This is a genomic window from Enterobacter sp. T2 (assembly GCF_010692925.1).
Taxonomy (GTDB): Bacteria; Pseudomonadota; Gammaproteobacteria; order Enterobacterales; family Enterobacteriaceae; genus Enterobacter; species Enterobacter kobei.
This window is the reverse complement of sequence record NZ_CP048736.1, coordinates 3,100,238-3,119,301: the sequence shown is the minus strand read 5'-3', so window position 1 is coordinate 3,119,301 and position 19,064 is coordinate 3,100,238. Positions and strand designations below refer to the sequence as shown.

Here is a 19,064-nt window from a genome sequence, read left to right as displayed (position 1 = left end):
TCTGTAGCCAGGCATTCGCCTTGACAGCCGCTCAACATAAGAGGTAAAAACCTCAACAGTTGTTTATTGCGGTGGGGTGTTTATGCCTCCTGAAACTCAAAACTTGAAGAAGTTGAACGAATGAAAATAACTATCTCCGGAACGGGCTATGTTGGGCTTTCAAACGGCATCCTGATTGCACAAAACCATGAAGTGGTGGCGCTGGATATCGTTCAGTCCAAAGTAGATATGCTCAATCAGAAGCAGTCTCCGATTGTCGATAAAGAGATCCAGGACTATCTTGCCAACAAACCTCTGAATTTTCGTGCGACGACGGACAAAGAAGATGCCTATCGTGGTGCAGATTTCGTCATCATCGCGACACCAACAGATTACGATCCCAAAACCAACTACTTCAACACCTCTACTGTTGAAGCCGTGATCAAAGACGTTATCGCAATCAACCCTCAAGCAGTGATGATCATTAAGTCGACCATTCCGGTAGGCTTCACCAAATCGATTAAAGAAGAGTTGGGTATTGATAATGTCTTCTTCTCGCCAGAGTTTCTGCGCGAGGGCAGGGCGCTATACGATAACCTGCACCCCTCGCGTATCGTGATCGGTGAGCGCTCTGAGCGGGCGGAGCGTTTTGCCGCGCTGCTCCAGGAAGGCGCAATCAAGAAAGACATTCCGGTTCTGTTTACCGACTCCACGGAAGCCGAAGCCATCAAGCTGTTCGCCAATACTTATCTAGCGATGCGTGTAGCGTACTTCAACGAGCTGGACAGCTACGCAGAGAGTTTGGGCCTGAATACCCGTCAGATCATAGAAGGCGTGTGCCTCGACCCTCGCATCGGCAACCACTATAACAACCCGTCATTCGGTTACGGGGGCTACTGCCTGCCAAAAGATACCAAACAGTTGCTGGCCAACTATCAGGCTGTACCGAATAACCTGATTTCAGCCATTGTAGATGCCAACCGCACGCGTAAAGATTTCATCTCTGACTCTATCCTTGCGCGTCAGCCTAAAGTTGTGGGCGTGTATCGTCTGATCATGAAGAGCGGTTCAGATAACTTCCGTGCCTCTTCCATTCAGGGCATCATGAAGCGCATTAAGGCTAAAGGAGTGCAGGTTATTATTTATGAACCCGCGATGCAGGAAGATGAGTTCTTCCACTCCCGCGTGATTCGCGATCTGGATGCATTCAAGCAGGAAGCGGACGTGATCATCTCTAACCGCATGGCGGAAGAGCTGGCGGACGTGGCGGATAAAGTCTATACCCGCGATCTGTTCGGAAGCGATTGATTACTCTTAACGCACGTAAAAAACCCGGCCATGTAGCCGGGTTTTTTATTTTCAGACCTTGTAGAAAGCGCGATACCAGTCGACAAAGTTCTTCACTCCGTCTTTGACCGACGTCTGCGGTTTAAAGCCAATAACGTCATACAACGCTTTCGTATCCGCGCTGGTCTCCAGCACGTCACCCGGTTGAATCGGCATCATGTTTTTCTCTGCTTCTTTGCCGAGAGCTTCTTCCAGCGCCGTGATGTAATCCATAAGCTCGACCGGAGAGCTATTACCAATGTTGTAAACGCGATAAGGCGCGGAGCTGGTCGCCGGGGAACCGGTCTCGACGGTCCAGTCTGCATCGGCCTGAGGAATGACATCCTGCAGACGAATAATGGCTTCGGCGATATCGTCGATGTAGGTGAAGTCTCGTTTCATCTTACCGTAGTTGTAAACATCAATCGGCTTATCTTCGATCATTGCTTTGGTAAATTTGAACAAGGCCATGTCCGGTCGCCCCCACGGGCCGTACACGGTAAAGAAGCGCAGGCCGGTCGTTGGCAGGTTGTACAAATGAGAATAGGTATGCGACATCAGCTCATTGGCCTTTTTAGTTGCCGCATACAGCGAAACAGGGTGATCCACTGAATCGTCCGTAGAGAAAGGCATCTTACGGTTGAGCCCATAAACGGAGCTGGATGAGGCGTAAAGCAGGTGTTGAACCTTATTATGGCGACAGCCTTCCAGCACGTTGAGATGACCCACCAGGTTGGCTTCTGCATAGGCGTGCGGATTTTCCAGCGAGTAGCGCACACCTGCCTGCGCGGCCAGATGAATCACCCGATCAAACTGCTCATCGGCGAAGAGCGCAGACATCCCTTCACGGTCGGCTAAATCAAGTTTATGGAAAGAGAAATTGTCAGATTTGAGCAAGTCCAGACGTGCCAGCTTAAGATTGACGTCATAGTAGTCATTCAGATTATCAATACCGACAACCTGATGGCCTGCGTCCAGCAGTCGCTTGCTGACATGTGAACCGATAAAACCTGCTGCGCCCGTTACCAAAAATTTCATATCTTTCCTCGTTAACGCTTCGTTCTTGTGATGCATAAGGCATTCGAATTTGTCTATGATAGCGCGTAGCACACCCGATACATAACCCATCTTTCCGATATAACTCATCGAATTCCTATAGAAAAATCCTCAGCAACAGATAAACTACGTAAACATAATTTTTTTTTGCCCTTTTTCATCTGTTAGGGATTGTATGACGCAAAACAACAATAGCCTGGTCACGCGCAGTACTGACCCGGAGCAAATTGATTTACTTGATTTAGTGCTGCAACTTTGGCGCGGAAAGTGGGTAATTGGGGCATTTATTGCGGTTTTTATCGTATTAGCGGGCGTATACATTACAGTCGCGAAAGAGAAATGGACCTCCTCCGCCATTATTGCTCAGCCAGATGCGGCGCAGATCGCCACTTACGCCAATGCACTGAATATCCTTTACGGTAGCGCTGCACCTTCAATGCTGGATATCCAGAACCGTGCTATTAATCGTTTCAATTCCTCGTTTTCTGCTTTAGCTCAGGCTCTCGAAAACCAGGACATTCCAGAAAAGCTGACTATCGACACCACCGTTAAGGGGCAACCGCTGCCGTTAAGCGTCTCCTATCAGGGGGAGTCTGCAGAAGCGGCTCAAAAACAGCTGGCGCAATACATACAGCAGGTTGATCAGCAAACAGCGAAAGAACTTTCTCTCGACCTCAAAGATAATATCAAGCAGCAAATTACCACGCTAAATGACTCTCTGGAAAACCAGGAAAAGGTTGCTCAGGAGCAGAAAGATCTGCGAATCAAACAGATCACTGAGGCGCTTAAAAATGCGGAAGCTGCAAAAATCGCGACCCCACAGATCCAGCAAACTCAGGATGTGACCCAGGAAACTATGTTCCTGCTGGGTAGTGAAGCGCTGAAATCGATGATTGATAACGAAGCGTCTCGCCCGTTAGTGTTCTCTCCTGCTTACTATCAGACGAAACAAAACTTACTGGATATCGAGAAGTTGAATGTGAATCCAGACACGATTCACGTCTATCGTTACGTCATGAAGCCGGATCTCCCTGTCCGTCGTGATAGCCCGAAAAAGGCGATCACCTTAATTCTGGCGGTTCTGCTGGGCGGGATTATTGGTTCTGGTGTGGTCCTGGGCCGCAATGCACTGCGTAACTACAAACCCAAATCCTGAACCACATTGGATATAAAAAAACCGGGGAAATTCCCCGGTTTTTTTATTTGTGGCGCTTACGAAGATTCTCGATCACCGCCGTCAAATCCAGCTCCTGATCCTGCAGCAGTACCAGAAGGTGATACATCAAATCCGATGCCTCATTGGTCAGCTCCTCGCGGTCATGCACCGTCGCAGCCAGCGCGGTCTCAACGCCTTCTTCCCCTACCTTTTGCGCAATACGCTTGGTTCCGCTGGCGTACAACTTCGCAGTGTAAGAGCTTTCAGGATCCGCCGTTTTACGCTCTGCCAGCAGCTGTTCCAGTTGATACAGGAACAGCCACTGGTGGCTCGTCTCACCGAAGCAGCTGCTGGTGCCCTTGTGGCAGGTCGGCCCGATCGGATTGGCCAGCACCAGCAGGGTGTCGTTATCGCAGTCTGGCGCCATGCTGACCACATTCAGGAAATGACCTGAGGTTTCACCTTTGGTCCACAGACGCTGTTTCGTGCGTGAGAAAAACGTCACCTTGCCGCTGTCGATCGTTTTCGCCAGCGCGTCCTGGTTCATATACCCCAGCATCAGCACTTCGCCTGAGACGGCATGCTGTACAACCACCGGCAGTAATCCGTTAGTTTTTTCCCAGTCCAGCTGCGCCTGTTGTTGCTCTGTTAACATACCCTGATCTCCACGCCCTGGTCGGCCAGGTACGTCTTTAACTCACCAATATTAATAATCTGTTTGTGGAACACGGACGCCGCCAGCGCACCGTCTACGTTCGCATCACGGAAAGCTTCCAGGAAGTGCTCCATGGTGCCCGCACCGCCGGAGGCAATCAGCGGCACGTGGCAGACCGCGCGGACTTTTTTCAGCTGCTCGAGGTCATACCCGTTACGCACGCCGTCCTGGTTCATCATGTTCAGCACAATCTCACCCGCGCCGCGCTTCTGCACTTCCTGCACCCAGTCCAGCGTTTCCCATTGGGTGATACGCGTCCGGCTCTCATCACCGGTATACTGGTTGACGTGATATTTACCGGTTGCAGCGTCATACCAGGTGTCGATCCCAACCACAATGCACTGCACGCCAAAGCGATCGGCCAGACGGGTAATCAGCTCCGGGTCGGCCAGGGCAGGGGAGTTGATGGAAATCTTGTCGGCACCAAAAGAGAGAATTTTGGCCGCGTCGTCAGCGGACTTAATCCCGCCCGCGACACAGAACGGAATATCAATCACTTCCGCCACGCGCGCGACCCAGCTTTTGTCGACCACGCGACCATCGCTTGAGGCGGTGATATCGTAAAAGACCAGCTCGTCTGCGCCTTCATCGGCATAACGTTTTGCCAGCGGAACGATGTCGCCAATAATCTCGTGGTTGCGGAACTGCACGCCTTTCACAACCTGACCGTCGCGTACGTCAAGACAAGGGATTATCCGTTTTGCCAGCATTGAATCGCCTCCGTTACAGTAAATTTACCTTCCAGCAGGGCACGGCCTACAATCACACCCTTTACACCGGTACCGCGCAGCGCAGCCACGTCGTCTATATCGCCGATGCCGCCTGAAGACTGGAACGCCACCTGCGGATAACGTGCACAAACCTCTTCATACAGCGAGACATTAGAGCCTGCCAGCGTACCGTCGCGAGAGATATCGGTGCACAGCACGTGCTTCAGGCCAACGGGCAGATACATCTCGACCAGTTCTTCCAGCGTTACCCCGGAGTTTTCCTGCCAGCCGCTGATCGCCACCTGCTTATTACCTTGTTCGTCAATGCGAACGTCCAGTGCCAGCACCAGCGCATCGGCGCCGAAGCGGCGGAACCAGCCTTTCACGGTCTCAGGATCGTTGACCGCGGTTGAGCCTACCACCACGCGCGCCACGCCTGCATCCAGCAGTGCCGCAACGTCCTCTTCCGTACGCACGCCGCCGCCGACCTGTACGGGCACATTAACGCCAGCAACCAGGTTTTTCAGCAGCGGGATCTGGCGTTTCGCCGGATCTTTCGCGCCCGTCAAATCCACCAGATGCAATACCTGCGCGCCCTGAGCCGCATAATCCTGCAGACGCGGCAGCGGGTCGTTCCCGTAGTCACGCTGCTGGCAGTAATCGCCCTGATGCAGACGGACAACCGTGCCGTCAATTAAATCTAAAGCGGGAATGATCATCACATCTCCAGGAAGTTTTTCAGCAACTGCGCGCCCGCGGCGCCCGAACGTTCCGGGTGAAACTGCACGCCGAAGAAATTGTCTTTCTGCACCGCGGCAGTAAATGCCTCGCCGTAGTTGCACTGGGCGATGGTATGGGCGTTCACCGGCATGGCGTAGCTGTGCACGAAGTAAAAATACGCACCGTCTTCGATGCCGCGAAACAGACGGTCACCTGCTTTCGCGTAAACGCGGTTCCACCCCATATGCGGTAGCGGCAGGCCGTGGTCGGTCATTTTCGGTACGTCTTCGTCAATAATACCCAGCAGGTCAACGCCGTTGCTCTCTTCGCTGCGGCGACCCAGAAGCTGCATGCCTAAGCAAATCCCCAGTACCGGTTGGGTACAGGCTTTGATCAAATCGACCAGCTCGCGCTCGTGGATCTGATCCATCGCCGCCTGGGCGGTGCCTACGCCGGGCAGGAAAAGCTTGTCGGCGCGCAATACCACGTCCGGATCACGGCTCACCACCGGCTCGTAGCCGTGGCGCGCAATGGCCGATTTGACGGAGTTCAGGTTGGCGCATCCGGTATCCAGAATCACCACGTTCATCACAGCACTCCTTTCGACGAGGGAAGGGCGTCACCTTCCACGCGGATCGCCTGACGCAGCGTACGGCCAAAGGCTTTAAACAGACTTTCCACGCGGTGGTGATCGTTTTTGCCTTTCGTTTTCAGATGCAACGTCAGGCCCATGGTGTAGGACAAGGAACGGAAGAAATGCTCCACCATTTCGGTGCTGAGATCGCCCACGCGCTGATAGGTGAAGTCGGCTTTGTATTCCAGGTGCGGACGACCGGAGATGTCCATCGCGCAGCGCGCCAGACATTCGTCCATCGGCAGAACAAAACCAAAACGGTTGATGCCGCGTTTGTCGCCGAGCGCCAGCTTCAGGGCTTCACCCAGCGCCAGACCGGTATCTTCTACGGTGTGGTGATCGTCAATGTAAAGGTCACCCTTCACCGAGATTTCCATGCGGAAACCGCCGTGGGTGGCAATCTGGTCCAGCATATGGTCAAAGAAACCGACACCGGTGTGGATCTTGCTGCCGCCTTCACGGTCCAGCCAGACCTTCACATCAATCTGTGTCTCTTTGGTGTTGCGTTCAACGTGCGAGTAGCGGTCACGTTTTGTCAGCTGTTCGCCAATCTTTGCCCAGCTAAGATTGTTGCGGTCGTAGCGAAGCCCCGCAATGCCCATATTTTCCGCCAGCGTAATATCAGTGATGCGATCCCCGATGACATAGCTGTTGGTTTTATCCAGCATATCCTCAGCCAGATAGCGCTCAACCAGCTTCACTTTTGGCTTACGGCAGTCGCACTCATCGGCTGGCATGTGCGGGCAAATCAGTACCTCATCGAACACTACGCCCTGAGAGGTCAACACCTGCATCATTAAATTATGGGGGCCGTCAAAGTCTGCCTGCGGGAAGCTGTCGGTACCCAGACCGTCCTGGTTGGTGATCATCACCAGCTTATAACCGGCTTTTTGCAGCGTAAGCAGCACCGGTATCACGTCCGGTTCAAAAGCCAGTTTGTCGAAACGATCGACCTGAAAATCGGCTGGTGGCTCCGAAATAAGGGTGCCGTCACGATCGATGAAAAGGATCTTCTGGGTCATACTTTCTCCGCTTTCAGGGCGTCAATCACGCGCTGGCTCTCTGCGCGGGTGCCTACGGTAATGCGCAGGCAGCCGCTCAGGGAAGGTTGTTTATTCTGGTCTCGTAAGATAATGCCCTGATCCCACAAAGATTTAAATACGGCACTCGAGGCGGTAAAACGCACCAGGATGTAATTGGTTTCCGAGTCAAACACCTGCGCCACACACGCAATATCTTTCAGGGCGGTGACCAGGTACTGGCGTTCTTCCAGGATCTGTGCCACGCGTTCGCGCATCGCATTAATGCCCTGAGGCGTCAACGCCTGTGCCGCAATATCCGCAACCGGCGTGGAGAGTGGATACGGGGCGATGACTTTCAAAAGCAGGTCGATGACCGCTTTATTCGCCAGGGTGAATCCGCAGCGCAAGCCCGCGAGGGCGAAAGCCTTCGACAGTGTGCGCAGCACAACAAGATGCGGATACTCCTCAAGCCAGCCTGTCAGCGTCGCCTGTGGGCAGAACTCAATATAGGCTTCGTCCGCGACCACCAGCGCTTTACCGCGCGTCATTTCCAGCAGGGTACGAATATCCTGTGGCGTGATAATCTGCCCGGTTGGATTGTTCGGGCTGCAGACAAACACGACTTTTACGCCGTCAAGATTGTCGGCAATCCCCTGCAGATCGAGCTGCCAGTTCTCCAGCGCCTGCACGTTGCGGCACGCCACGCCGAAGGTTTCGGCGCTGACGCTGTACATGCCGTAGGTCGGCTGGCAGTACATTACTGCGTCTTTTCCCGGCTCGCAGAACGCGCGGATCAGCAGTTCAATGCCTTCGTCTGCCCCACGGCTGACCAGCACCTGCTCCGGCTTCACGCCTGCGTACTGGGCGTAGTTTTCGATTACCGCTTTCGGCTGACACTCCGGATAACGGTTCAACGTTTGCTGCGACAGCTCAAACTGCACCGCCGTCGGGAATTCGTTGGCGTTCAGCCAGACATCGCCTTTGCCACCCAGGCGGCGCGCGGACTGATAAGGCGTCAGGCGACGGACATTTTCGCGGGCTAATTCTTCAATGTTCATGCTTGCTCCTTCAGCGCAGCAACGCGCAGCGTAACGGCATTTTTATGGGCAGTCAGACGTTCGGCGGCGGCCAGCGTCTCAATAGTTGAAGCCAGCGAGGCAAACCCTTCTCGGGAAAGTTCCTGCACGGTCATCCGTTTCTGGAAATCCGCCAGGCCCAGGCTGGAACAGGTTGAGGTATAGCCATACGTCGGCAGAACGTGGTTGGTACCAGAAGCGTAGTCGCCCGCGGATTCCGGTGACCAGTCGCCGAGGAACACCGAGCCAGCGCTGGTAATGCTGTCGACCAGATCGCGGGCGTTGCGGGTCTGAATAATCAGATGCTCCGGGCCGTACTGGTTGGAAATAGCAATGCACTGCTCCAGGTCACGCGCCACAATCAGGCGGCTGGCGGATAATGCCTGGCGTGCCGTGTCGGCACGGGGCAGGTCGGCAAGCTGACGCTCAACGGCCTCACCCACACGTTTAGCCATATCGGCGTCCGGTGTCAGCAAAATGACCTGGGAGTCCGGGCCGTGTTCTGCCTGTGAAAGCAGGTCAGACGCCACGAAATCCGGCGTTGCGCCGCTGTCGGCAATCACCAGTACCTCAGAAGGGCCGGCTGGCATATCAATTGCCGCACCGTCCAGACGCTGGCTGACCTGGCGCTTTGCTTCGGTTACATACGCGTTGCCCGGTCCAAAGATTTTGTCGACCTTCGGAATTGACTCAGTCCCGAACGCCAGGGCCGAAATGGCCTGGGCACCGCCCACTTTATAGACTGCCTGTACGCCGCACAGCTTTGCCGCATAAAGGATCTCATCGGCAATCGGTGGCGGAGAGCACAGCACCACTTTCTGGCATCCGGCGATACGCGCCGGGGTTGCGAGCATTAATACGGTTGAAAACAGCGGCGCTGAACCGCCAGGGATATAAAGCCCGACTGACGCCACCGGGCGAGTCACCTGCTGACAACGCACGCCGGGCAGGGTTTCCACGTCCACGGTCGGCAGTTTCTGCGCGACGTGAAAGGTCTCAATGTTTTTCACCGCGACGGCCATCGCCTGTTTGATGTCGTCACCGAGGCGGCTTTCCGCCTCCGCGATTTCCTGCCCGGTGACCTGTAGCGCGTCAACTTCGGTTTTATCAAACTTTGCACTGTATTCACGCAGCGCGTCATCGCCACGCGTTTTGACGCTATCAAGGATCTCCGCCACGGTGCGGGAGATGCTTTCGGAGGCGGAAATCGCCGGGCGCATCAGCAGCTCGCGCTGCTGTGCGTCGCTACAGGTATTCCAGTTGATGATTGTGTTAAAACGCATGGCCGTTACTCCATCATCTTCTCAATTGGCAGCACCAGAATGGAGCTTGCGCCCAGCGCCTTCAGTTTTTCCATGGTTTCCCAGAAGAGGGTTTCGCTACTGACCATGTGCATTGCCACGCGCTGCTGATCGCCCGCCAGCGGCAGAATGGTTGGACGTTCTGCGCCCGGCAGCAGGGCAATCACTTCATCCAGACGCTCGGTCGGCGCATGCATCATGATGTATTTGGATTCACGTGCCTGAATCACGCCCTGAATACGGGTCAGCAGTTTGTCGATGAGCTGCTGCTTGGCATCGGCCATATCGCCATCACGCTGGATCAGACACGCTTTGGAGCGGTAAATCACTTCGACCTCGCGCAGGCCGTTCGCTTCCAGCGTCGCGCCGGTAGAGACGAGGTCACAGATAGCGTCCGCCAGACCCGCACGCGGTGCCACTTCAACCGAGCCGTTCAGCAGGCAGGATTTAAACTGCACGCCTTTCTGATCCAGATAACGCTTTAACAGGTGAGGGTAGGAGGTGGCGATACGTTTGCCATTCAGCGCGGCCGGACCGTCCCAGGGTTCATCAACCGGCGTTGCCAGCGACAGGCGGCAGCCGCCAAAATCCAGACGACGCAGGGTGAAGTAACGCGGGTCTTCGCCCTGCGCACGGCGGGTCAGCAATTCTTCTTCCAGCACGTTTTCACCGATAATCCCGAGATCAACGACGCCATCCATGACCAGGCCTGGAATATCGTCATCACGCACGCGCAGAATGTCGATCGGCATGTTTTCAGCCAGAGCAATCAGGCGCTGGGTGTGCAGGTTGATTTTAATCCCGCAGCGGGCCAGCAGTTCGCGTGAATCATCACTCAAACGACCTGATTTTTGAATAGCTATGCGTAAGCGTGAGTTATCTAACATTCTTTATTCCTCGTTAACCTGTTTTAACCTGTCTGAATTTGGTCCAAAAAAAAGCCCCCGGAAGAAGATCTTCCGGGGGCTTTATCATGCGTTCATGCACCACTGGAAGATCCAAACGTCTTCCAGCACACATCGCCTGAAAGACTAGTCAGGATGATGGTGATGATGGTGGTGTTTAAATTGAACGCGTGTCATATAAATTCTCGATGAATGCTTATTCATTTGATGTCTTTTAACCTAAACCAGTTGTGTGACAGATTGCAAGGGCTTTTTTTGATCATTAATTCATTTCATATTGATGCTATGAATTGTGTGTTCTGCCAGGCTGGCGTAGCCTTATGAAAGACGAGTGAGAGTCAGGAGAATTCGCATGAAAAAGGTCGCGATTGTCGGTTTGGGCTGGCTGGGAATGCCGCTGGCGATGTCATTAGCCGCGAAAGGCTGGCAGGTGACCGGGAGCAAAACGACGAGGGATGGGGTCGAAGCGGCACGCATGTGCGGTATTGATGGCGTCGAACTGCGTCTGGAACCGGAGCTGGTGTGTGATGCGGACGATCTGGACACGCTGATGAACGTCGATGCGCTAGTGATTACGCTACCCGCGCGGCGCAGCGGCCCGGGTGAATCATTCTATCTGCAGGCGATGCAGGAGATTGTCGACAGTGCCCTTGCGCACCATGTTCCGCGTATCATTTTTACCAGTTCGACGTCGGTCTATGGCGATGCTCCGGGCGTAATGAAAGAAGGAACTGAGCGCCGTCCGGTGACCGCGAGTGGCAAGGTCCTTAAAGAGCTGGAAGACTGGCTGCATAATTTGCCCGGCACGCAGGTGGATATCGTCCGTCTGGCGGGGCTGGTCGGCCCCGGGCGGCATCCGGGACGCTTTTTTGCCGGGAAATCGGCGCCGGACGGGCAGCATGTCGTCAATCTTGTTCATCTTGAGGATGTTATTGGCGCGATTGAGCTACTCTTAAAAGCTCCAAAAGGTGGACACATCTATAATATATGTGCACCTTCTCATCCTTCGCGCAGCACGTTTTACCCGCTGATGGCGCGTCAGCTTGGCCTGGCTCCGCCGGTTTTTGCTGAGGCAAAGGACGAAAGCAAAGGCAAAATTGTTGATGGCAATCGCATTTGTCATGAGCTGGGGTTTGAGTATCAATATCCCGATCCGCTGGTGATGCCCATGGAATAAGTCCCGCAGCGGAAACGATCGCACACCGGAAGGGGGCGAGCATGAAACCGCTGCTGGATGTTCTTATTATTCTGGATGCACTGGAAAAAGAGGGGAGCTTTGCGGCTGCTTCAGCAAAGCTCTATAAAACCCCTTCGGCATTGAGTTACACCGTTCAAAAACTGGAAAGCGATCTTAATATCCAAATCCTCGATCGCACCGGACATCGCGCGCGTTTTACCCGTACCGGACAGATGCTGCTGGAAAAAGGCCGCGAAGTCCTGCACACCGTTCGTGAACTGGAAAAACAGGCCGTCAAGCTCCACCAGGGATGGGAGAACGAGCTGGTCATTGGCGTGGATGATACCTTCCCGTTCTCTCTTTTGACCCCGCTGATCGAAGCGTTTTATCAACATCATAGCGTCACCCGGCTTATCTTCATCAACGGTGTGCTTGGCGGCTCCTGGGATGCCTTAACGCAGGGCAGGGCAGATATTTTTGTCGGGGCATTGCATGAGCCTCCCCAGCTGAGTGAATTTGGCTTTGCCCGACTTGGCGTGCTGGAGCAGGTGTTCGCCGTGGCGCCTCATCATCCGCTGGCTCAGGAGCCAGAGCCCCTTAACCGTCGCGTGATTAAAGGCTATCGCGCCATCGTGGTGGGGGATAGCGCTCGCCCGGAATGTTCGGTTTCCTCGCAACTGCTTGATGAGCAGGAAGCCATCACGGTTTTTGATTTTAAAACTAAGCTGGAACTGCAAATTAGTGGACTCGGCTGCGGCTACTTACCGCGCTATCTGGCGCAGCGGTTTATTGATAGCGGTGCGCTTGTTGAAAAACAGGTACTTGCTCAAAGCAGTAACGAATCGGTATGGATGGGCTGGAATGAACAAACCGCCGGGCTTGCGAGCGCCTGGTGGCGGGATGAAATTTTAGCAAATAGTGCTATCGCTGCAATTTACTCTCAGCCCGGCGTCCAGAAATCAGCCAGTTAGCAGAAAGAAAACGGCCCGGTGCGTTGCAAAGTATTGCCTTTTGTATCCGATGTGGGGCAAAATGCCGCCGCTGCAACCAAATGAATAATCGACGATATAAAAGGCGTCGGTTATTTTTTTTTGCATGTACGAAACGAAACTAAAAACCAAGAGGCCGGGCTTCGTACCGGATAGATATTTACTAAAATCCGACAGTTGTTGTCGCTGAGGAAGAAAGAAATGGGGCAATTTTTCGCTTACGTGGCGGTTATCACCGTAAAGGAGAATAACTATGTCGCATAACGCAACTCCAAACACCTCTCGCGTGGAATTACGTAAAACGCTTACGTTGATTCCGGTTGTTATGATGGGCCTTGCCTATATGCAACCGATGACGCTGTTCGATACATTCGGTATCGTATCGGGCCTCACCAACGGTCACGTTGCGACGGCGTACGCCTTCGCACTGGTCGCGATCCTCTTTACCGCGCTGAGCTACGGAAAACTGGTCCGCCGTTTCCCGTCAGCAGGCTCTGCGTACACCTATGCTCAGAAATCCATTAGCCCGGCAGTTGGCTTTATGGTGGGCTGGTCATCTCTGCTGGACTACCTGTTCATGCCGATGATCAACATTCTGCTGGCAAAAATTTACTTTGAAGCGCTGGTGCCTTCCGTGCCGTCGTGGATCTTTGTTGTCGCGCTGGTGGCCTTTATGACCATTTCCAACCTGCGCAGCATCAAGACCGTGGCAAACTTCAACACCCTGATTGTTATTCTGCAGATGGGCATCGTGGCAGTTATCGTCGGCCTGATCATCTACGGTGTTTCTCACGGTGAAGGTGCGGGCACGCTGACCAGCACGCGTCCATTCTGGTCTGAAGGCGCACATGTTGTGCCGATGATTACCGGTGCGACGATTCTGTGCTTCTCGTTCCTGGGCTTTGACGGTATCTCTTCTCTGTCAGAAGAGACCAAAGATGCTGAGCGCGTGATCCCGAAAGCGATTTTCCTGACGGCGCTGATTGGCGGCCTGATCTTCATCGGTGCCTCCTACTTCCTGCAGCTGTACTTCCCGGATATCTCTCGCTTTAAAGATCCGGATGCGTCGCAGCCTGAAATCATGCTTTATGTTGCGGGTAAAACGTTCCAGTGGGGCGTGCTGATTTTCTCCAGCGTGACCGTACTGGCATCCGGTATGGCAGCACACGCAGGCGTTTCTCGTCTGATGTATGTTATGGGCCGTGACGGCGTGTTCCCGACTCGCTTCTTCGGTTATGTGCATCCAAAATGGCGTACTCCGGCGTGGAACGTGCTGTTGGTTGGCGCGATTGCGCTGATGGCGATTAAATTCGACCTGGTGACTGCAACTGCGCTGATTAACTTCGGTGCGCTGGTGGCGTTCACCTTCGTTAACCTCTCCGTGATTTCGCAGTTCTGGATCCGTGAGAAGCGCAACAAAACGCTGAAAGACCACTTCAACTATCTGGTGCTGCCAGTGTGTGGTGCGCTGACGGTGGGTGCGCTGTGGATCAACCTTGAAGAGAGCTCTATGATTCTGGGGCTGATCTGGGGCGGTATCGGCCTGGTTTACCTGGCCTGCGTAACGAAGAGCTTCCGTAACCCGGTTCCTCAGTACGAAGACGTTGCGTGATGACTCGCCGGGTGGCGCTAGCGCTTACCCGGCCTACAAAACATCACTCCTGTAGGCCCGCGTAAGCGAAGCGCCACCGGGCAAAAAAAAGCGGAGACCATCGTCTCCGCTTTTTTTATGTCTGATTTTCAGACTATCTCTTGTGCGTACTGGAACAGCGCTTTCAGCAGCGCCTGTTTCTCTGCATTCCCTTCGTACTGACCGTAAAGCATCTCCAGCTCCTGGGCGTAGTTGTGCAGATACTCTGGCGTAAACACGTTACGACGATGCTGCAGCCAGCGCTCCTGCTCTGTTTCATCCAGCGTGCCGGGGTAGTTACGTGCGCGGTAATTAAACATCAGCTTTTCGATGCGTTTATCGGCGAAAGTGATGTCCAGCGCCGGCAGGTTCCGCGGCTCGGTTTGCAGGACAATATTCATCGCTGCACGGTCGGCATCGCTGAAGAAGCCGTTGTAGAGCTGTGCATCGACGTTTTCCGACGGCACAAACTGCTCCGCTTCGGCGAAGATCGCGACCACTTTCTCGCGTACCTGCGGATTTTCGCGCAGCACTTTCAGGTTATCCAGGCAGTGCTGACGGTTAATGCCCAGCCTGTCAGCATCCTCCGGGCGCAGCGTATTCGCCTGCGCCAGTACCGGACATTTATTGATATGCACCAGTTTGACCGGCACCGCGGGCAGGTCACCAAGCTCATTTTTCGGGGTGTAGAGCCGTTCGCGCAGGGTATCGCTGTCAAGTTCCAGCAGCGGCGAAATATCGCCCGCTAAATCCACCATGATAACGGCGTTACGGTTGTCCGGATGCCACGCCAGCGGTGCCACCCAGCTTGTATTGCCGCGCCAGGCACCGAACATACCGGAGATATGCACCAGGGGTTTCATCTGCGGCACGTCGATAAGGGTCATGAGCTTCTGCTTGCTGCGATGGCTCAGCAAATACTCAAACAGCCGGGGCTGCGCGGCTTTCACCAGCTTCGCCATGGCAATAGTGGCATAGACGTCCGCCATTGCGTCGTGGGCATTGCTGTGCTCAATGCCATTAGCGCGCGTCAGGTGTTCCAGGCGGAAGCTCGTCAGACCTTCCTCATTTTCCGGCCAGTTGATGCCTTCAGGACGCAGGGCATAACAGGCGCGCATGATATCCAGCAGATCCCAGCGCGAGTTGCGGTTCTGCCAGCTCCAGGCGTACGGATCGTAGAAGTTGCGATAGAAAACGTTGCGGGTCACTTCGTCATCGAAACGGATGTTGTTGTAACCGACCACGCAGGTATTGGGGACGGTAAACAGATCGTGGATGCGGCGGGCGAATTCCGCCTCGTTCACCCCTTTCTCCCGCGCTTCCTGAGGGGTGATCCCGGTGACCATGACCGCGCCTGGCTGCGGCAGGTAGTCATCAGCAGGTTTGCAGTAAAAGACCTCAGGCTCGCCAATGATGTTGAATTCGTCGTCGGTACGGATGGCGGCAAACTGCGCCGGTCGGTCCAGCGCCGGGTGCGTGCCAAAGGTTTCATAGTCGTGGAATAAAAAAGTGGGGCGTGCGGCAGAGTCAGACACCAGTAATACCATCCTGTTAAAAAATGACGCCACTATGGTAAACGATCGTGCGGGTCAGACCGAATAAAAAGCGCCGCCGTGGTGCAAATTTGCGAGACAGATTCAGCGTGAAACCTGCGTTCTGTCACATTTTTTTGCAATTAAGCCAGGTAACGACATCAGAACTCCCGTAAAAAGGTCATCGATTTTTAATGACCTGAGGATATACCGTTGAAACGCCGTCTGTTTATTGCTGTTTCTTTACTCGCTTCGAGTATCTCATCTGCTTTTGCGGCCGAACCGCTGGATTTTTCCCCGCAGCCTCCGGCCATTCAGGCGGGCTCGTGGGTGCTGATGGATTACACGACTGGTCAGATCTTAACGGTGGGCAACGAACATCAACAACGTAATCCGGCGAGCCTTACTAAGCTGATGACGGGTTATGTGGTTGATCGGGCCATTGATAGCCATCGCATTACGCCGGATGACATTGTCACCGTAGGCCGTGACGCATGGGCCAAAGGGAACCCGGTTTTTGACGGATCATCCCTGATGTTCCTGAAAGAGGGCGATCGCGTCTCCGTGCGGGACTTAAGCCGCGGGCTGATTGTGGATTCCGGCAACGACGCCTGCGTGGCGCTGGCCGATCACGTAGCGGGTGGGCAGCCGCAGTTTGTGAAGATGATGAACGACTATGTGCAGAAGCTGAACCTGCGCGATACGCACTTTGAAACCGTCCATGGGCTTGATGCGCCGGGTCAACACAGCTCGGCCTATGACCTGGCCGTTCTCTCCCGGGCTATCATTCACGGTGAGCCTGAGTTTTACCATATGTACAGCGAAAAGAGCCTCACCTGGAACGGGATCACCCAGCAAAACCGTAACGGCCTGCTGTGGGATAAAACCATGAACGTGGATGGCCTCAAAACGGGGCACACTTCTGGCGCGGGCTTTAACCTGATTGCTTCCGCCGTTGACGGTCAGCGCCGTTTAATCGCGGTGGTGATGGGGGCGGACAGCCCGAAAGGGCGCGAAGACCAGGCCCGGAAACTGCTGCACTGGGGTCAGCAGAATTTCGATACGGTGCAGATTCTGCACAGCGGTAAAAAAGTAGGGACAGAACGTATCTGGTACGGTGATAAAGAACAGGTAAATCTGGGTACGGATCAGGACTTCTGGCTGGCTTTACCGAAAGCGGAAGTGGCGAACATTAAGGCGAAATACGTTCTGGATAAAAAAGAGCTGGAAGCGCCGATTGCCGCACATCAGCGGGTTGGGGAGATCCAGCTCTATGACCGCGACAAAGTGGTGGCACACTGGCCGCTGGTCACCCTGGAACGTGTTGATAAGGGTGGGATTTTCTCTCGCCTAAGTGATTACCTGCATCAAAAAATCTAACCTTTCTGAGCAGACTGGCAGGGTTGCGAGTCTGCTCACATAATAAACACTCCTCGTTTGCCGATAATATTGTTCCTGTTTTATAGTGTATAAATATACAGTAATAAGCGGAGGCAGTATGGACTACAGCATCAAGCAGCAACAGAAGCGTAAGATTGCGGGTTTTCATCTTGTTGGGCCGTGGGAAAAAACGGTTAAGCAGGGATTTGAACAGCTGGTCATGTGGGTGGACGGACGTCACATTGAGCCGCTGGAGTGGGTGGCGGTCTACTACGATAATCCTGATGAGGTCCCGGCGGAAAAACTGCGCTGTGATACGGCCGTTACGGTACCGGAGGATTTTGTTATCCCGGATAACAGCGAAGGCGTCATGATGACGGAAATCGCGGCGGGTGATTATGCCGTGGCCACGGCGCGTGTGGAAAACTACGACTTTGCAACACCGTGGTATCAGTTCTTCAATTCCCTGTTGCAGGACAATAAATACCAGATGGCGCTCAAACCCTGCTTCGAACGCTATCTCAATGATGGCAACGCGGACGGTTACTGGGATATCGAAATGTTTATCGCGGTAGAGCACAAAACGGCTTAAGCCTGCTAAATGAAGGGTTTTTCAGCCGGGTGTGATCCGCCCGGCTGAAAACACAGTACAATTGTGATTTGCCGTGTAGCTGGAGAGCGGGTGTGCGTCCCGACAAATCATTAACGCCGTTTGAAATTCGTCTATACAAACATTACCGCGTGGTGCATGGGTGCCGCATTGCGCTGGCGTTCGTATTGACCTTTATACTGGTCCGACTGCTGGATGTTCCGGAGGGGACGTGGCCGCTGATCACGCTGGTGGTGGTGATGGGGCCTATCTCATTTTGGGGGAACGTTGTTCCTCGCGCCTTCGAGCGGATCGGCGGTACCGTTCTTGGCTCTGCGCTGGGGCTTATTGCCCTGAAGCTGGAGCTTATCTCATTTCCGGTCATGCTGGCATGGTGCGGTGCGGCCATGTTCCTCTGCGGTTGGCTGGCGTTGGGCAAACGCCCCTATCAGGCGCTGCTGATTGGTATCACCCTTGCAGTGGTGGTCGGCGCACCGGCCGGGGATATGACTACGGCGCTCTGGCGAAGCGGGGATGTCATCCTGGGCTCGCTGCTTGCCATGCTGTTTACCGGCATCTGGCCGCAGCGTGCTTTTTTGCACTGGCGTATCCAGATGGCCAGCTATGTTACCGCGTTTAACCGCGTTTACCAGGCCGGTTTCTCCCCCAATCTGGTTGAGCGCCCCCGGCTGGAAAAGCATCTGCAAACCATCCTTAATGACGTGGTCAAAATGCGCGGCCTGATTACCCCCGCGAGCAAAGAGACCCATATTCAGAAAGCGATTTTTGAGGCTATTCAGACCGTAAGCCGCAATCTGGTCTGCATGCTTGAGCTGCAGATTAACGCGCACTGGGCTTCTCGCCCAAGCCATCTGCTGATGCTCAACGCACATACGCTGAAAGAGACACAGCAGATGACGCAGCAAACCCTGTTGACCATCGCTCATGCGCTCTATGAAGGCAACCCGCAGCCGATACTGGCGAACAGCGAGCGTCTGAATGACATTGTGGCGGAGCTGAAAACGCTTATCAGCGAGCGGCAGGGTGATAACGTGGCGGAAACGCCCATTCATGGCTATGTCTGGTTGAGCCTGGAACTGGCTCGGCAGCTTGAACTGTTATCGCACCTCATTTGCCGGGCGCTGCGCAAATAAAACGCGGATGTGA

Annotated in this window: 20 protein-coding genes and 1 other annotated feature; of the genes, 9 read left to right on the top strand and 11 right to left on the bottom strand. The window is 54.2% G+C overall.

Features of this window, described 5'->3' with window-relative positions:
• The first annotated feature begins 120 nt into the window (after positions 1 to 120).
• Positions 121 to 1,287 carry a UDP-glucose 6-dehydrogenase gene (gene ugd / locus G0034_RS15165; protein ID WP_014884475.1) on the top strand — a complete coding sequence of 389 codons (1,167 nt, stop codon included), beginning with the start codon at positions 121 to 123 and terminating at the stop codon, positions 1,285 to 1,287.
• Positions 1,288 to 1,338: 51 nt separating this feature from the next.
• On the opposite strand, the gene G0034_RS15160 is transcribed toward ugd, so the two are convergent.
• Positions 1,339 to 2,343 carry an NAD-dependent epimerase gene (locus G0034_RS15160; RefSeq protein WP_179121057.1) on the bottom strand — a complete coding sequence of 335 codons (1,005 nt, stop codon included), beginning with the start codon at positions 2,341 to 2,343 and terminating at the stop codon, positions 1,339 to 1,341.
• A 193-nt stretch (positions 2,344 to 2,536) separates the two neighbouring features.
• Between G0034_RS15160 and wzzB the strand changes: the two genes are divergently transcribed.
• On the top strand, positions 2,537 to 3,517 hold the full coding sequence (gene wzzB / locus G0034_RS15155; RefSeq protein ID WP_023337515.1) for an LPS O-antigen chain length determinant protein WzzB: 981 nt from the start codon (positions 2,537 to 2,539) through the stop codon (positions 3,515 to 3,517).
• A gap of 43 nt (positions 3,518 to 3,560) precedes the next feature.
• Here wzzB and hisIE read toward each other — a convergent pair whose 3' ends face one another.
• The 9 genes from hisIE to hisL form a co-directional block, all read right to left on the bottom strand.
• Complete coding sequence (hisIE, locus tag G0034_RS15150) at positions 3,561 to 4,172, bottom strand: bifunctional phosphoribosyl-AMP cyclohydrolase/phosphoribosyl-ATP diphosphatase HisIE (RefSeq protein ID WP_179121056.1); 612 nt, start codon at positions 4,170 to 4,172, stop codon at positions 3,561 to 3,563.
• On the bottom strand, positions 4,166 to 4,942 hold the full coding sequence (hisF, locus tag G0034_RS15145; protein ID WP_179121055.1) for an imidazole glycerol phosphate synthase subunit HisF: 777 nt from the start codon (positions 4,940 to 4,942) through the stop codon (positions 4,166 to 4,168). Before hisF ends, hisIE begins: the two co-directional genes overlap by 7 nt.
• On the bottom strand, positions 4,924 to 5,661 hold the full coding sequence (hisA, locus tag G0034_RS15140; protein ID WP_179121054.1) for a 1-(5-phosphoribosyl)-5-[(5-phosphoribosylamino)methylideneamino]imidazole-4-carboxamide isomerase: 738 nt from the start codon (positions 5,659 to 5,661) through the stop codon (positions 4,924 to 4,926). The genes hisF and hisA overlap by 19 nt, the downstream gene beginning before the upstream one ends.
• A complete protein-coding gene (gene hisH / locus G0034_RS15135) occupies positions 5,661 to 6,251 on the bottom strand; it encodes an imidazole glycerol phosphate synthase subunit HisH (RefSeq protein WP_014884470.1) in 591 nt (196 codons plus the stop codon). The genes hisA and hisH overlap by 1 nt, the downstream gene beginning before the upstream one ends.
• On the bottom strand, positions 6,251 to 7,318 hold the full coding sequence (gene hisB / locus G0034_RS15130) for a bifunctional histidinol-phosphatase/imidazoleglycerol-phosphate dehydratase HisB (protein ID WP_014884469.1): 1,068 nt from the start codon (positions 7,316 to 7,318) through the stop codon (positions 6,251 to 6,253). The genes hisH and hisB overlap by 1 nt, the downstream gene beginning before the upstream one ends.
• Positions 7,315 to 8,376: a histidinol-phosphate transaminase gene (gene hisC / locus G0034_RS15125; RefSeq protein WP_179121053.1), complete on the bottom strand. Its 1,062-nt coding sequence runs from the start codon at positions 8,374 to 8,376 to the stop codon at positions 7,315 to 7,317. Before hisC ends, hisB begins: the two co-directional genes overlap by 4 nt.
• Positions 8,373 to 9,677, bottom strand: coding sequence for a histidinol dehydrogenase (gene hisD / locus G0034_RS15120; RefSeq protein ID WP_179121052.1), 1,305 nt, complete (start codon positions 9,675 to 9,677; stop codon positions 8,373 to 8,375). Before hisD ends, hisC begins: the two co-directional genes overlap by 4 nt.
• Positions 9,678 to 9,682: 5 nt before the next feature.
• Entirely contained in the window at positions 9,683 to 10,582 is a 900-nt protein-coding gene (gene hisG, locus G0034_RS15115; protein ID WP_023330857.1) for an ATP phosphoribosyltransferase, read from the bottom strand.
• A gap of 45 nt (positions 10,583 to 10,627) precedes the next feature.
• Positions 10,628 to 10,751, bottom strand: a sequence feature (His leader region).
• On the bottom strand, positions 10,727 to 10,777 hold the full coding sequence (gene hisL / locus G0034_RS15110) for a his operon leader peptide (RefSeq protein ID WP_001364200.1): 51 nt from the start codon (positions 10,775 to 10,777) through the stop codon (positions 10,727 to 10,729). (Overlaps the previous feature by 25 nt.)
• 175 nt (positions 10,778 to 10,952) lie before the next feature.
• On the opposite strand from hisL, the gene G0034_RS15105 reads away from it, so the two are divergent.
• From G0034_RS15105 to G0034_RS15090, 4 genes are all read left to right on the top strand, one after another.
• Positions 10,953 to 11,777, top strand: a complete 825-nt coding sequence (locus G0034_RS15105; RefSeq protein WP_023330856.1) for an SDR family oxidoreductase — start codon at positions 10,953 to 10,955, stop codon at positions 11,775 to 11,777.
• 41 nt (positions 11,778 to 11,818) lie between these two features.
• Entirely contained in the window at positions 11,819 to 12,748 is a 930-nt protein-coding gene (locus tag G0034_RS15100; RefSeq protein ID WP_023330855.1) for a LysR substrate-binding domain-containing protein, read from the top strand.
• Positions 12,749 to 12,967: 219 nt separating this feature from the next.
• A complete protein-coding gene (gene yoeI / locus G0034_RS15095; protein WP_099458931.1) occupies positions 12,968 to 13,030 on the top strand; it encodes a membrane protein YoeI in 63 nt (20 codons plus the stop codon).
• On the top strand, positions 13,020 to 14,378 hold the full coding sequence (locus G0034_RS15090; RefSeq protein ID WP_014884463.1) for an APC family permease: 1,359 nt from the start codon (positions 13,020 to 13,022) through the stop codon (positions 14,376 to 14,378). Before yoeI ends, G0034_RS15090 begins: the two co-directional genes overlap by 11 nt.
• Before the next feature lie 128 nt (positions 14,379 to 14,506).
• Here G0034_RS15090 and sbcB read toward each other — a convergent pair whose 3' ends face one another.
• Entirely contained in the window at positions 14,507 to 15,943 is a 1,437-nt protein-coding gene (sbcB, locus tag G0034_RS15085; RefSeq protein ID WP_407718888.1) for an exodeoxyribonuclease I, read from the bottom strand.
• Positions 15,944 to 16,141: 198 nt separating this feature from the next.
• Between sbcB and dacD the strand changes: the two genes are divergently transcribed.
• The 3 genes from dacD (at position 16,142) to G0034_RS15070 (ending at position 19,051) form a co-directional block, all read left to right on the top strand.
• A complete protein-coding gene (gene dacD / locus G0034_RS15080; RefSeq protein WP_179121050.1) occupies positions 16,142 to 17,308 on the top strand; it encodes a serine-type D-Ala-D-Ala carboxypeptidase DacD in 1,167 nt (388 codons plus the stop codon).
• 118 nt (positions 17,309 to 17,426) lie between these two features.
• Complete coding sequence (sbmC, locus tag G0034_RS15075) at positions 17,427 to 17,900, top strand: DNA gyrase inhibitor SbmC (protein WP_014884460.1); 474 nt, start codon at positions 17,427 to 17,429, stop codon at positions 17,898 to 17,900.
• 92 nt (positions 17,901 to 17,992) lie between these two features.
• Positions 17,993 to 19,051 carry an FUSC family protein gene (locus tag G0034_RS15070; protein WP_014884459.1) on the top strand — a complete coding sequence of 353 codons (1,059 nt, stop codon included), beginning with the start codon at positions 17,993 to 17,995 and terminating at the stop codon, positions 19,049 to 19,051.
• The last annotated feature ends 13 nt before the right edge of the window (positions 19,052 to 19,064 follow it).